Genomic DNA, 14379 nt, shown 5'->3' with positions numbered 1-14379 from the left:
GTTTTTCAGGTTTTGTTTCACCCACTTGAGCTGTGAAGTATTCTGCAATCAAAGCATCGTATGAAGCTGTGTGACGGTATACTTTTGCTGCCAAACGTTGGCGAGTTTCATAAGTTGTTTCACCATTTGCTGACAATTCGTCAAGAACAACAGCATAGTCAGCGGGGTCTACAACAACTGTTACGCTAGCGTGGTTTTTAGCTGCTGAACGAAGCATTGATGGTCCACCGATATCGATGTTTTCAACCGCATCAGCGTAAGTCACGTCTGGCTTGAGAATAGTCTCCTTGAATGGGTAAAGGTTTACCACAACAAGGTCAATCAATTCGATATTATTGTCCTTAGCCGCTTGAAGGTGGCTATCGAGGTCACGACGAGCGAGGAGACCACCGTGGATATTTGGATGGAGAGTCTTCACACGACCGTCCATCATTTCTGGGAAACCAGTCACATCGTCAATGGCAATGGTATCTACCCCAGCATTGTCAAGGGCAACTTTGGTACCACCTGTTGAGATGATATCCCAACCAAGTTTTTTAAGTTCTTGGGCAAATTCAACAATGCCCGCTTTATCTGAAACACTAATTAGTGCGCGTTTAGTCATTTTCTTTCTTTTCCTTTTTTAAAAAAGTTCTTTATCTGCTACAGTCGAAAATTTTCTTTCAGCTCTAGCACTTCCTTATTTTCGTGCAACACCCAAACTATCCAACACTTCTGGATAGAGTTTGTACTCTGTTTCGTGGATGCGAGTTTCAAAAGTATCAAGGTTATCACCTTCAAGGCGTGGCACACGGACTTGTTTGATGACCTTACCTGTGTCCACACCAGAATCCACCCAGTGAATGGTCACACCAGACTGGGCCACGCCAGCATTCCAAGCATCCTCAATACCATGAGCCCCTGGGAATTCGGGGAGATAAGCTGGGTGAATATTGATAATACGGCCTTCATAGGCTGCTAGCAAGGTTGGTCCGACAATTTTCATATAACCCGCCAAACAAACCAAATCAATCTGGTGTTCATCCAAGAGTTTGACGATAGCTTCTTCGTAAGCTGCTTTATTGTCAAATTCCTTGAGTTCAAAGGCATGGCTAGCCACACCTAGATTTTTGGCACGTTCTAAGACATAGGCATCACGGTGATCTGAAAAGACAAACTCTACCGGAAATTGTTCCGCAATCACCTGGAAGTTTGAGCCGTTGCCAGAGGCAAATACAGCAATCCTTTTAGCCATTATTTAATCACCACACTTGCGCCATCTTTCTTCACAATTCGACCGATTTCATAAACAGGTTCGTCAAGAAGTTCTTTGACACGTTCCACATTTTCTGGTTTCACCGCAAGCATGAGACCAATCCCCATGTTGAAGATTTCAAACATTTCTTCATGTTTGATTTGGCCATATTTTTCAAGAGCTTTGAAAATTGGAAGAACTGGCACTTTGCTTTCGTCAATTTCAGCAGCCAAGTCATCTGAGAACATACGTGGTACATTTTCGATGAAACCACCACCTGTGATGTGGGCAATACCGTTAACCAATTCCTCTTTAATCAATGGCAATGCTGCTTTAACGTAGATACGAGTTGGTTCAAGAAGAACGTCTTTAAGTTTTTTGCCTTCAAGTTCTGGGAGGACCTCTTCACCTGTGTAATCAGCAAAGACACGACGAACGAGTGAGTAACCATTTGAGTGGATACCGCTTGAGGCAAGTCCAAGAAGCACATCACCTTCAGCTACTTTTGAACCGTCGATGATTTGTGATTTTTCAGCGACACCTACTGCGAAACCAGCCAAGTCATAGTCATCTTCACCGTACATACCAGGCATTTCAGCAGTTTCACCACCAATGAGGGCTGCACCAGATTGCACACAACCTTCAGCCACTCCAGCAACGACCTGTTCCAATTTAGCTGGTTCATTTTTACCAGTTGCTACGTAGTCAAGGAAGTAGAGGGGCTCAGCACCTGCAGCGATGATATCGTTAACACACATAGCCACACAGTCTTGACCGATAGTATCGTGCTTGTCATACTTGATAGCAAGCATGAGTTTCGTTCCGACACCATCTGTACCTGAAATCAAAACGGGCTCTTTGACACCTGTTTTTGAAAGGTCGAACATGCCACCAAAGCCACCAAGAGCTCCCATAACACCTGCACGCTCTGTACGGGCAACGTGTTTTTTGATACGTTCAACAACTTCATAACCTGCTTCAACGTCTACACCAGACTGCGCGTAAGCATTTTTAGACATAATTTTTTCCTCTTTTTTCTTCTGCACTGCTCTTAATAGAAAGAAGTGTGTTCTTTCAAACTTTCCAAATAGCGTTCTTCGTAGTCATACAATGGTGTTGGATATTTACCATCAAAGTAAGCCACACAAAGGCCACCGTTTGGTGCATCTGTGTCAATTCCAATAGAATCAATCAAGCCATCAATAGACAAGTAAGTCAAGCTATCCGCGCCAATGATTTCGCGTGTTTCCTCAACTGTATGATTGGCCGCAATCAATTCCTTACGTGTTTGAATATCGATACCGTAGAAACATGGGTAAGCAAGGGCTGGACTTCCGATAGCCACGTGAACCTCAGTCGCCCCAGCTTCTTTCAAGAGCTGAACGATACGACGGGACGTTGTTCCACGAACAATGGAATCATCAATCATGACCACACGTTTTCCTTTAACAACACCTGATACGGCAGAGAGTTTCATACGAACTCCTTGCTCACGCAACTCTTGTGTTGGTTGGATAAAAGTACGTTGGGTGTATTGGTTTTTAATCAAGCCCATTTCGTTTGGCAAACCAGATTCTTCAGCAAATCCCATGGCTGCACTAAGGGATGAATTGGGCACACCAACCACAATATCCGCTTCATGCTTGAACTCACGTGCTAATTGAGCCCCCATACGTTTACGAGCTGTATGGACATTCACACCTTGAATATTTGAATCAGGACGAGCAAAGTAGATATACTCCATCGAACAAACAGCCAATTGCGTGTCCGTTGTATAGGTGTCGTAAGTGATGCCATTATCATCGATGATAACAACCTCACCTGGATTTACATCGCGAATCCATTCTGCACCAACCCCCTCAAAGGCACATGTTTCAGATGAAACCACGATAGCGCCATTGCTCATCTTACCAAGAGAAAGTGGACGGAAGCCATTTGGATCCAAAGCTGCAATGAGCTTGTCCTCAACCATAAGAAGATAAGCAAATCCACCTTTAACAGTGTTCAAAGCTTCTTTAACTTTGCCCATGAATGATGGGTTGTGGCTGCGACGAATCAAGTGAGCTAAGATTTCTGAATCAGAAGTTGAGTTTAAGATAGCTCCATTTTTCTCCAACTCATGTCTTAGTGACTCTGCATTAGTCAAATTCCCATTATGAGCAAGACCAAGCTGTCCATCGTGAAACTTAAACATGAATGGCTGAATATTGTCTACAGAAGCCTCACCGGCAGTCGCATAGCGGACATGACCGATAGCAGCCGTACCAGTCAGCTTGTCTAAGTTGGCTGGATCACGGAAAACTTCTGAGAGAAGCCCCATATCACGATGACGCTTCAATTGACCCGCATCATTTGAGAGAATCCCTGCCCCCTCTTGACCACGGTGTTGAAGACTGTGAAGTCCGAAATAAGTTAATTTGGCAGCATCTGGGTGACCCCAAATACCAAAAACACCACATTCTTCATTAAGAGATTTAACTTCGTATGTCATTTTTTATACCTTTTTTATATTTACATTATAGCCCACTCTTCTAAAAGAAAATTAGGAATTTCGTCTGGCTCGACTCTCTTATAACTATCAACTCCTACATACTGACCCAAATTAGGTTTACCGAAAAGTTCTTGACTAAGTAACACCAGCTTCTCATTTGTTCTAGTTTTTTCTTTAATTTTCGGGCTAAAGTAATAGTTTTCAGCATAAGCAAATATTAAATAATTAAGAAATTCTAGTTTCTTCAATCGAGGGCTACTATTAAATTGACTTTTTAGAGATTTATATTTCCTATCCCTTTTATGATAAAAAGCTAGCACCATCGTCTTTTCTTTTAATGGTAAAATAGCCAGATGCAACTTCTGAATACGATTATTTTTTGAATGGTTACTCGTATCATTTACTGGATATCCACACATATCTCTAATCAAAGTTAATGAACCTTGAAATGCTATTGGTGTTTTATATGGGAGCACCTCATGAAAAATAATTTGATGTGTCCCCGCTCCTATATGATTATCTTCAATAGCAGTTTTATGGAGTAAAATTTCATTTTGAAAATCTTCAATATCATAATCAAAAGAATTATGGAAATCCTTTATTTTTTGAGATGCATTCTCTAAAGTTTTACTAGAAATCCCAGGTATTCTTAAGTATAAGGCTTTCTTGATCGTATTATCAGACATTAATTTTTCAAAATGATATTTTTCCTCCTTCCTTCTAACTAGTTCTAAAAGGAAATTTTTCAATGCAATTTGTGACAACATTTTATCGCTAGGATATGACGTAAGATTCATTTCATTTTCATATTCCCGAAAATAAAATGAATCGCATTTACGACAGATAATTTGTATCGTTCCGGAATTGCTCACTCCCTTATCATTATCTGACAGATCGCTCCCTATTAAATAACCAGCTTGAGTCAACATGCCAGAATCAGAAATATTTTTTAACGATAACTGTGGAATTGTATGAGAGTTGCAAAAACTTGTAGTATCTTTAGCACAAAGCAAACACTTTCTTGGCTTTAAGTCCTCCTTCATTACTTTCATTTCTCTAGATAATGATTTTTTCAATTGAATCTTTTTTTCAACATCAGGAATATCAATTAATTTATTCAATTACTTCACAATCTTTCATTTTACTTTTCAAAACATATCAATCTTCCTAGTAATCTCTAGTCTTATTTTCCAGTGAAGTATTTAACCGCTGACGCAAAGAGGTGCTGGTCTTTATTTCCTGGAATGTTTTGGAAGAGACCATCTTCGAAACGTTCTGAGTGTCCCATCTTCCCAATAATTTGACCGTTCTTGCTTGTGATCCCTTCAATCGCATGGACAGAACCATTTGGATTGTATTTAGAATCCATGCTTGGTTTGCCTTCGAAGTCAACGTATTGGCTAAAGATTTGACCATTGTCACGAAGCTCGGCAAATTCTTCAGCCGTCACGACAAACTTACCTTCACCGTGTGATACTGGGATGGCATGGATGTCACCAACTCCCACTCCAGCAAGCCATGGTGAGTTAGTGTTAGCAATACGTGTTTCAACCATCTTAGCCACGTGTTGATTGGCATCGTTGTAGAAGAGGGTTGGACTGGTACTGCTTGCATCTTCAAAGTTACCGTATGGAAGAAGACCTGATTTGACGAGGGCTTGGAATCCATTACAGATACCGATGATCAAACCACCGCGTTCAATGAAGCTATCAATGGCCGCACGTACTTTTTCATTGAGCAAGATGTTAACGATAAATTTAGCTGATCCATCTGGTTCATCCGCTGCTGAGAAGCCACCCGCAAAGAAGATAATGTTAGCTTTTTCGATATTGTCAACCATGGTGTCAACCGACTTGACAATCGCTTCTTCATTCAATGTTACAAATGGAACCAAGTTGACTGTTGCACCTTCTTTTTCAAAGGCCTTAGCTGAATCGTACTCAGAGTTAGTGCCTGGGAATACTGGGATGTAAACCACTGGTGTCTCAACTATGTCTTTAGCTTTGATAACAGCATCTGACGCCACAGCAGGTACTTCTTCTAGCTCAGTTGCTTGTGCAAATTCAGTTGGGTAAACCTCTTCCAATTTACCTTGGAAGGTACTGTCAAGTTTATGTCCATCAAGCGTTACACCATTGACAGCAAGTGTAAAGTCAACTACTGTTTGTCCAATCTTGGCAACACCTGCAATCTCTTCTGGAGATGTGAAGACGAATCCTCCCAATTGAGCTGTCAAGGCAGTCTCAAGATTTTCAAGGGTTACAGTGGCACCGATATGGTTACCAAATGTTGCAAGTGCAAGAGCTTCAACGACACCACCATATTTGACAGCTGATGCAGCTGTCACTTTGTGGTCAGCTTGGATAGCTTCAAACTTAGCAAAGTTAGACTTGATGAGATCAAAATCAATCTCTTGGGCCAAAGCTTGACCTGGGATGTAGTAGATATTTTCACCAGCAGCCTTAAATTCTGGAGAAAGGACCTTACGGCTATCTGCTGTTGTCACCCCAAAGGCAACCAAGGTTGGTGGTACTGTCAATTCTTCAAAGGTACCAGACATAGAGTCTTTACCACCGATAGATGGCAAACCAAGTTGAATCTGAGCTTCGATTGATCCAAGAAGAGCAGCTACTGGTTGACCAAAACGCTCTGCTTGTTTATCCATACGCTCGAAGTATTCTTGATAAGAGAAACGAGCCTTAGACCAGTTTGCACCAGCAGCAACCAAACGAGCAGTTGCTTCGATGACCGCATAAGCAGCTCCATGATATGGAGACCATTCTGCGATGTATGGGTTAAATCCTTGGGCCATGACAGAGGCGGTATGAGTCACACCATGTTGGACTGGCAATTTCTGAACAGAAGCTTCTGTTGGTGTGATTTGGTAGCGACCACCAAGTGGGTGATTGACTGTTGAACGACCAACTGAGCTATCAAAGATAGTTTGTAAGCCTTTTTGACTGGCATGGTTGAGATCAGACAAGACTTCAAGCGTATCTGCTTCAAGGGTTTCAGCAGATGTTTGGCGTTCTTCTGGAAGCTTGACATCCTTGTCAACCACCTTAGCATCTACGACTACACGCACACCATTTGTATCAAGGAAACGACGTTCCAAATCAACGATTGTCTCACCATTCCAGTGCATGACAAGATTTGGTTTTTCAGTTACTGTTGCAACGACAACTGCATCAATATTTTCTTTGTTACATTCAGCAACGAAAGCCTCTACATCTTCTGGACGAACCACAACAGCCATACGTTCTTGAGATTCAGAGATGGCAATTTCGGTACCGTTCAAACCTTGGTATTTCAATGGCACTTTGTCAAGATCAATTTCAAGACCATCTGCCAATTCACCAATAGCCACACAGACACCACCAGCACCAAAGTCATTTGATTTCTTGATCAGACGTGTCACTTCACCATTACGGAAAAGACGTTGAATCTTACGTTCTTCGATGGCATTCCCTTTTTGAACCTCAGCACCAGCTGTTTCAACAGATTCAACCGTTTGAACTTTAGAAGAACCTGTCGCACCACCGACACCGTCACGTCCAGTCTTACCACCGAGCAAGATAATCACATCACCTGCTTCAGGTTTTTCACGAACAACATTTTCCTTAGGAGCCGCACCGACAACGGCACCTAGCTCCATACGCTTGGCAACGAAACCTGGGTGGAAGTATTCACGAACATAAGTTGTTGCAAGACCAATTTGGTTACCATATGAAGAATAACCGTGAGCTGCTGTTTTAGAAATGACTTGTTGTGGCAATTTACCAGCACGTGTTTCAGCGATTGGAGTTGTAATATCACCAGCACCTGAGATACGCATAGCTTGGTAAACGTAGGAACGACCTGACAATGGGTCACGAATGGCACCACCGATACAAGTAGCCGCTCCACCAAATGGTTCGATTTCCGTTGGGTGGTTGTGAGTTTCATTCTTGAACATAAGAAGCCATGGTTCTTTGACACCATTGACATCCACTTCAATTTCAACTGAGCAGGCATTGATTTCATCAGACACTTCCATGTCATCCAAACGACCATTGGCACGCTCATAACGACCAAAAATAGTCGCCATATCCATCAAGGTTTGAGGTTTTTCTGTACGTCCCAACTCATCACGCATGGCAATATACTTGTCATAAGTCGCTTGCAATTGTTTTTGGAATTTAGAAGCTGAGAAGTCGATGTTTTTCAACTCAGTCTCGAAAGTTGTGTGACGGCAGTGGTCAGACCAGTAAGTATCCAAAACCTTAAGCTCAGTCTCAGTTGGCACACGTCCAATTGACTTGAAATAGTCCTGAATGAAGAGAAGGTCATCCACTTCCATTGCCAATCCTTGCTCTGCCTTATATTTAGCAAAATCTTCAGCCGTATAGCTTTCAAAGAAATCCAAGTTTGGAATCGTTTTGTTAGACTCAGAGAAATCCTGTTTCGCAATGCCAACAGTGATATCTTTGAAACGAGAGTCCACTGGGTTCAAGAGATAGTTTTTAACAGCTTCCAATTCATTCGCAGCAATGTCCTTGTTAACCAAGTACAATTGAGCAGTATTTACCGTTACATCATTTGAACTACCAAGCAAAAGCAAAGCTTCTTGTGAAGATGCTGCACGTTGGTCAAATTGACCAGGCAAACTTTCGATAGCAAAGAAAGCGTACTTCTCAAGGTCAGTCTTAACTGTAGATTCATCCAAAACAGTATCGGTAACTTGTTCAGAGAAAATATGTTTTTCCGCACGCGCAAACAAATCCTCTGCTAAATTAAAGACATCGTAAACTTGCACAATACGAAGATCCTTCAAGGTTTTCAACTGAAGATTATGCTGCAATTCTTTTACTAAAGAGTGAGATTTCACACGAAAATCAGCTTTTTTCTCAACGAAAATACGTTTATCCATTTTATTTCCTTTATCTATTTCTACTTAAAGATTGTAGTGACGACCAAGTAAAACTTTACTTCAATCCTTGCAATTTTTCCAATACAACTTCATACACATCTGTCAAGCTACCGAGATCTCGACGGAAAACATCCTTGTCCATATGATGACCTTCAGCATCCCAAAGACGGCAGTTATCTGGTGAAAATTCATCTGCCAAGATAATCTTGCCATCCTTATCAAAACCAAATTCCAATTTGAAGTCAATCAAACGAAGACCAATTTGTGCAAACCAATCTTTCAGCAATTCATTGATACGACGTGTTTCTTCCTTGATATAAGCAATTTGCTCATCATTGGCAATATCCAAAAATTTCACATGCTCATCATTGATAAATGGATCATCCAAATCGTCGTTTTTGTAGTAAAATTCAACGATTGGAGTTTTCAAGTCCAAACCTTCTTCAACACCGAAACGTTTTGAGAAAGAACCCGCTGTCACGTTACGAAGCACAACCTCCAAAGGAATGATTGTAACCTTCTTGTTAAGTTGTTCTGTATCAGAGATACGTTCGATAAAGTGAGTAGCCACACCCGCAGCATTCAATTTTTCAAAAATAAGAGACGAAATCTGATTATTAAGCACACCTTTCCCTTTAATAGTCTCCTTACGAGCACCATTAAGCATGGTTGCCTGGTCCTTATAGACCGACTTAATCACATTTTCGTCTTCTGTACTATAAATATCTTTAGCTTTCCCAGTATAAATCAGTTGGTTTGACATGGAATTGTTCGCCTTTCAAGTTTATTCGTCTTAATTATACCACACCAAAATTCAAAAACCAACATATAGCAAACTTTATTACTGTAGTAAAAAAACAACGTTCGTGTTTAGGGTGTTGTTTAGAGTTTTTTTATAAAAAATGTATAGAAAAAAGGAGTGTGATAGAGCTAAATCAATGTAACGTTTAGCTTCTTATCTCACTCCAATAAAATGGTAAGCATGCAACATATAGTTGCCTCATTATTGTATTCCTCTAGAATCTAACAACTAGAGTCTAGTTTTCTTATTTGTTATTCAATTGCTCAGACAAATAGTCTAACAAATCCGATACCTTATCCATATGATCAATGGTATCATCAGAAATCTCTAGAGCAAACTCATCCTCCAAATTAATAATAAATTCCATAAGCTCTATTGAATCTACACCCAAGTCATCTAATTTGGTAGCTTCGGTTAAAACAATGTCCTCTTTACCCATTTGCTCTTGAATAACAAGCTGCATTTTCTGAAGAATTTCTACTCTACTCATCAGTTAGCCTCCTCTTTCGGACTGAAAGCGTCAACTAGTTGCTCTACAACCTTAGTATCGAGCATCGTACGAACCTGCTTAATGGTGTAATAAACTGCTTTAGCATCACTAGATCCATGACATTTTACTACAGGAGCCTTGAGACCAAAGAGAACTGCACCACCAGCACTTGAGTAATCCATCGTCTCTTTCATGCCTTTAAGACTATCCTTCAAGAGGAAGGCACCTAACTTAGCTTTAAGACCACCATTCATGATGGCTGACTTAAGAGTCTTCATAGCACCAAGTCCAGTTCCTTCAATTGCCTTAAGAACCGCATTTCCTGTGAAACCATCAGCCACCACCACATCAGCAGCTCCAGACATAATCTCACGCGCTTCAACATTTCCGACGAAGTTAATGCTTGGCTCCTGAGACAAGAGGTCGAAAGCTTCCTTACGAAGACTATCCCCCTTTGTCTCCTCAGTCCCATTATTAAGGAGGCCTACACGAGGGTTGGCAATTCCACGTACATTTTTAGCATAGAAAGAGCCTAAAATAGCATATTGATGCAAGTGATTAGCTGTATTTTCAGCATTAGCTCCTAGATCAAGCATGTCGAAGGGTTGGCCAGTAAAACTTGGCATCGTTGACATAAGACCTGGTCGTTCAACTCCCTTAATACGTCCAACCACAAAAAGACCAGCCGCCAAAAGAGCACCTGTATTTCCTGCAGAGATTACAGCATCCGCTGCTTTCTCCTTAACGGCTTGTGCACCCAAAACCATCGAAGCTTTCTTTTTCTTACGAATTGCTTTAGCGGGCTCATCATCCGAATTTATCTTTTCATCAGTATGCACAATGCTCACACGTTCATTCGCTGTCAAATAGTTTTTGATTTTAGCTTCGTCACCATAAAGCTGGATTTCAATATCTTTGAACTCCGCTAAAGCTTGGTTTACTCCCTCTACAATCGCTTGTGGCGCATTATCGCCACCCATAGCATCCACTGCAATTACATGCATAGCATTCTCCCTCTCACCCTCTGCTCTTAAACAATAGACTCAGATTTCTATCAATAAATCACTCTGTAACAAAAATAGACATCCCTCGGTCACTATCCCTAGCAGAGTCTTTCAGCTTATTGTTCTCTTATTATAGCACGAACTGACCTGCATTTTAACCCCTGAGACTGAAAACCTCTACTTTCCTGTTTCACGTGAAACAAAAAAGACAATGCTTAATCAGCACTATCTTCTTTACTCATAATATGACCCCAAGAATTTAGATTATCAATAAACTTCTTGCTTTTAAGATGAATCCCAACATAATTATCATAAAGCTCATCAATAAATTGTCGCAACTTTCGTTTCATATCATCCTTAACAGATATGCTTCTCAATTCTTCAAACGAAAGCCCCTGAAAACAATCTAAAAGATAAGGCACATTAGGGTCCAAATGACTACGCCTTTCATCTTCTTCGTAATGATTGGGACAAAGTAAACCTGAGAACTTATACGAGAAATCAAAAGGAAGACCAACACGATGACAAAAGACACATTCATGAAAATTCAATCGTACGCCAAAACGGTCCAAAACTTGAATCTCAAAGATATTAGTCAATATTTCATAATCTAAACCCTCTTCCATTAACTCAAGGGTTTTCTCTAAAAAAGCAAATAATTGCGCATCTACCACACCGTCAGCAATAGCTACATCAGTCAAGGCAGCTAAATAGGTTGCGTAAGACAGCTTGAAAATATCGCTTGTAATTTCCTTGAAAGACTCTGCCTGACTATAATCCTCTATGAAAGATAACCCTTCATCATTTAAAGTCATCATAAATTCAGCGATGTTTAAAGGTTGAATCACAGCACTCAATTTACCTGACCCACCACCTCTAACAAAAAACATCCGTTTACCAGCTTGTTCAGTAAAAATCTTAACCAGCTTATCATTCTCACGATAATTACGATTGAAAAGGACAACTCCCCTACTCTCAAGCTTCTGCATGTTCTTCCATAAACTCTTTCAAACGAGTCATAGCTGCTTCTATAGTATCCATACTAGCTGCATACGACAAGCGAACATAACCCTCGCCGTACTTCCCAAAAGCAACCCCAGGGATAATAGCAATTGCTTTTTCACGTGCGAAGTCTTGACAGAACTTAAATGAGTCTTGAGTATACCCTTCTGGAATCTTAGCAAAAATGTAGAAGGCACCATCAGGTTTAATAATTTTAAAACCAAGTTCAGTCATCTTTTCAAGGATATAATCACGACGCTTTAAATACTCATCTTTCATTGGTTGCGCATCATCCTTACCAGCAGATAGGGCTTCAATAGCTGCAAATTGTGCCATGGTCGCCGCAGCTGTCACCAAATACTGATGACTCTTAATCAACTGAGCCGTCAAAATCGATGGAGCAAAAATCAAACCAATACGCCACCCTGTCATCGCATGGGATTTAGACAAGCCATTGATTAAAATAGTTTGCTCAGGCAAATATTCAGCAATAGAAACATGTTGATCTACATAAGTTAGTTCCGAATAGACTTCATCACTCACAACAAAAATATCGTATTTTTTCAAGACTTCAGCAAGAGCTTCAATCTGTTGACGTGAATAAGTCACACCTGTTGGGTTGGTTGGGTAATTAAGCAAAACAGCCTTAAGCTTATCTCCTTGCTCCAAAATTGCCTTCTCCAACATCTCCGGTGTCAAAACAAAATCATTAGCTGTTGTATCAATTTCAACAATTTCAGCACCAACTAGATTTGCAATCGGCTCATATCCTGGATAGGCTGGTGCAGGCAAAAGAATCGTATCACCTGGCTCCAGAATAGCTGTTAAAGTCGCAGAAAGAGCTTCTGTTGCCCCAATAGTTACCAAAATTTCATTATCTGGGTTATAAGTTAGATTGTATTTTTCCTTAACAAAATCCGCAGCAGCTTGACGCAAATCAGGAAGTCCAGCCATACCTGTATAGTGTGACTGGTTCGCATCAATCGCAGTTTTAGCTGCTTCTTTCACATGATCTGGAGTCGTAAAATCAGGTTCTCCGAGCGTCAACTTTTTGATACCTGGAACATCTGAAATTGATTGGTCAAACTGACGAATCATTGAGACTTCAATCTTATCTAAATTTTTATTAAAACGTTGTGTTAAATCCATCACAGTCACCTCTTTGCAATTATGCCTAACATTATATCAAAAACTCAAACGCATTTAAACACCAAAAAAGCTAGCCTAGGCTAGCTTCAGTCTATTTATGACCCATTTCAAACAATGGTGACAATGGGCGTTTTTCATGAATACGAATGATTGCTTCAGAAATCAAATCAGCAATAGAAATTTGTTCAATCTTATCAATCAAACGCTCTTCTGGAAGATAAATCGTGTCAAGCACAACAAGTTTTTCAATAGCAGATTTTTGAATATTATCAAGAGCTGGACCTGACAATACAGGGTGTGTACATGATGCAAAGACATGTGTAGCACCAGCTTCAGCAAGCGCATCCGCTGCATGACAGATGGTACCCGCAGTATCAATCATATCATCAATCAAGATACATGTTTTCCCTTCAACATTACCAATGATATTCATAACCTCAGAAGTGTTCATTTTATCAACACTACGACGTTTATCAATGATAGCGATTGGTGTTTTCAAACATTGGGCAAGTTTACGTGCACGAGTTACACCACCATGGTCTGGAGAAACAACAACCACATCCTCACCCGTAAGCCCAGCACGATCAAAATAATCTGCGATAAGAGGCGCTCCCATCAAATGATCTACAGGAATATCAAAGAATCCTTGAATTTGAGAAGCATGAAGGTCAACTGTCAAAAGACGGTCAACACCTGCTACCTCGAGCATATTAGCAACCAATTTAGATGTGATTGGTTCACGTGAACGTGCCTTTCGGTCTTGACGTGCATATCCATAATAAGGCATAACAACACTGATTGTCTCAGCACTAGCACGTTTTAGCGCATCAACCATAATCAAGATTTCCATCAAGTTATCATTTACAGGAGAGCTTGTAGATTGAAGAATAAAAACGTGATGACCACGAATAGACTCTTCAATATTAACTTGAATCTCACCATCTGAAAATTCACGAACACTTGATTTTCCAAGTTCAATACCAATTTTATCAGCAACTTTTGCTGCTAATTCTTGGTTAGACGACAAAGCAAACAACTTTAAATTCGTATAAGACATGATTTCCTCCAAAATATCTACTAAACCATTCTACCTTTTTTTAAGTTGTTTTTCAACGCCAAATAAATGGTGTCACATGAACTTAACAAGGATAAAAAATTTTCTCTTTAGTCTCGAAGTTTTTTCATATAACATTATTTTCACAGACTGAAAATATTATTTATATAAAATAAAAACGACTCGAGGAATGATATGCCCCCTGTCAAGTAGACAGGTTAAATATCTAATAGTAGTGTCTGTT

Annotated in this window: 11 protein-coding genes and 1 pseudogene; all 12 read right to left on the bottom strand. The window is 40.3% G+C overall.

All coding sequences use genetic code 11. From position 1 onward, the window contains the following. A pseudogene (locus RWZ99_RS07150) lies at positions 1-604 on the bottom strand (bifunctional phosphoribosylaminoimidazolecarboxamide formyltransferase/IMP cyclohydrolase PurH); the annotation flags it as partial. Positions 605-679: 75 nt separating this feature from the next. Further along, complete coding sequence (gene purN / locus RWZ99_RS07145) at positions 680-1234, bottom strand: phosphoribosylglycinamide formyltransferase (protein WP_314677420.1); 555 nt, start codon at positions 1232-1234, stop codon at positions 680-682. Further along, positions 1234-2256 (bottom strand): phosphoribosylformylglycinamidine cyclo-ligase, encoded by a 1023-nt coding sequence (gene purM / locus RWZ99_RS07140; RefSeq protein ID WP_314677421.1) that lies wholly within the window; start codon positions 2254-2256, stop codon positions 1234-1236. The genes purN and purM overlap by 1 nt, the downstream gene beginning before the upstream one ends. A 29-nt stretch (positions 2257-2285) precedes the next feature. Then, entirely contained in the window at positions 2286-3725 is a 1440-nt protein-coding gene (gene purF, locus RWZ99_RS07135) for an amidophosphoribosyltransferase (protein WP_314677419.1), read from the bottom strand. A 20-nt stretch (positions 3726-3745) separates the two neighbouring features. Next, the gene (locus RWZ99_RS07130; RefSeq protein ID WP_314677416.1) at positions 3746-4846 is read right to left on the bottom strand and encodes a hypothetical protein; all 1101 of its coding nucleotides are present in this window, start codon (positions 4844-4846) and stop codon (positions 3746-3748) included. A 62-nt stretch (positions 4847-4908) separates the two neighbouring features. After that, complete coding sequence (locus RWZ99_RS07125) at positions 4909-8634, bottom strand: phosphoribosylformylglycinamidine synthase (protein ID WP_314677414.1); 3726 nt, start codon at positions 8632-8634, stop codon at positions 4909-4911. A 55-nt stretch (positions 8635-8689) separates the two neighbouring features. Continuing rightward, the gene (gene purC, locus RWZ99_RS07120; RefSeq protein WP_002886293.1) at positions 8690-9397 is read right to left on the bottom strand and encodes a phosphoribosylaminoimidazolesuccinocarboxamide synthase; all 708 of its coding nucleotides are present in this window, start codon (positions 9395-9397) and stop codon (positions 8690-8692) included. 283 nt (positions 9398-9680) lie between these two features. After that, on the bottom strand, positions 9681-9926 hold the full coding sequence (locus RWZ99_RS07115; RefSeq protein ID WP_314677410.1) for a phosphopantetheine-binding protein: 246 nt from the start codon (positions 9924-9926) through the stop codon (positions 9681-9683). Beyond that, entirely contained in the window at positions 9926-10930 is a 1005-nt protein-coding gene (gene plsX, locus RWZ99_RS07110; RefSeq protein WP_314677409.1) for a phosphate acyltransferase PlsX, read from the bottom strand. Before plsX ends, RWZ99_RS07115 begins: the two co-directional genes overlap by 1 nt. A gap of 215 nt (positions 10931-11145) precedes the next feature. Continuing rightward, entirely contained in the window at positions 11146-11919 is a 774-nt protein-coding gene (gene recO / locus RWZ99_RS07105) for a DNA repair protein RecO (RefSeq protein ID WP_314677407.1), read from the bottom strand. Next, positions 11906-13081: a pyridoxal phosphate-dependent aminotransferase gene (locus RWZ99_RS07100; RefSeq protein ID WP_314677404.1), complete on the bottom strand. Its 1176-nt coding sequence runs from the start codon at positions 13079-13081 to the stop codon at positions 11906-11908. Before RWZ99_RS07100 ends, recO begins: the two co-directional genes overlap by 14 nt. Positions 13082-13172: 91 nt before the next feature. Continuing rightward, entirely contained in the window at positions 13173-14138 is a 966-nt protein-coding gene (locus tag RWZ99_RS07095; protein ID WP_314677401.1) for a ribose-phosphate diphosphokinase, read from the bottom strand. Positions 14139-14379: the final 241 nt, after the last annotated feature.

Origin of the sequence: uncultured Streptococcus sp., assembly GCF_963545685.1 — a bacterium.
Taxonomy (GTDB): Bacteria; Bacillota; Bacilli; order Lactobacillales; family Streptococcaceae; genus Streptococcus.
This window is presented reverse-complemented; position numbering and strand designations above follow the sequence as displayed.

Excerpts from the sequence above, each read along its gene's own strand:
- purN (WP_314677420.1), bottom strand. The coding sequence starts at position 1,234 with ATGGCTAAAAGGATTGCTGTATTTGCCTCTGGCAACGGCTCAAACTTC.
- purF (WP_314677419.1), bottom strand. The coding sequence starts at position 3,725 with ATGACATACGAAGTTAAATCTCTTAATGAAGAATGTGGTGTTTTTGGT.
- RWZ99_RS07125 (WP_314677414.1), bottom strand. The coding sequence starts at position 8,634 with ATGGATAAACGTATTTTCGTTGAGAAAAAAGCTGATTTTCGTGTGAAA.
- purC (WP_002886293.1), bottom strand. The coding sequence starts at position 9,397 with ATGTCAAACCAACTGATTTATACTGGGAAAGCTAAAGATATTTATAGT.
- RWZ99_RS07115 (WP_314677410.1), bottom strand. The coding sequence starts at position 9,926 with ATGAGTAGAGTAGAAATTCTTCAGAAAATGCAGCTTGTTATTCAAGAG.
- plsX (WP_314677409.1), bottom strand. The coding sequence starts at position 10,930 with ATGCATGTAATTGCAGTGGATGCTATGGGTGGCGATAATGCGCCACAA.
- recO (WP_314677407.1), bottom strand. The coding sequence starts at position 11,919 with ATGCAGAAGCTTGAGAGTAGGGGAGTTGTCCTTTTCAATCGTAATTAT.
- RWZ99_RS07100 (WP_314677404.1), bottom strand. The coding sequence starts at position 13,081 with ATGGATTTAACACAACGTTTTAATAAAAATTTAGATAAGATTGAAGTC.
- RWZ99_RS07095 (WP_314677401.1), bottom strand. The coding sequence starts at position 14,138 with ATGTCTTATACGAATTTAAAGTTGTTTGCTTTGTCGTCTAACCAAGAA.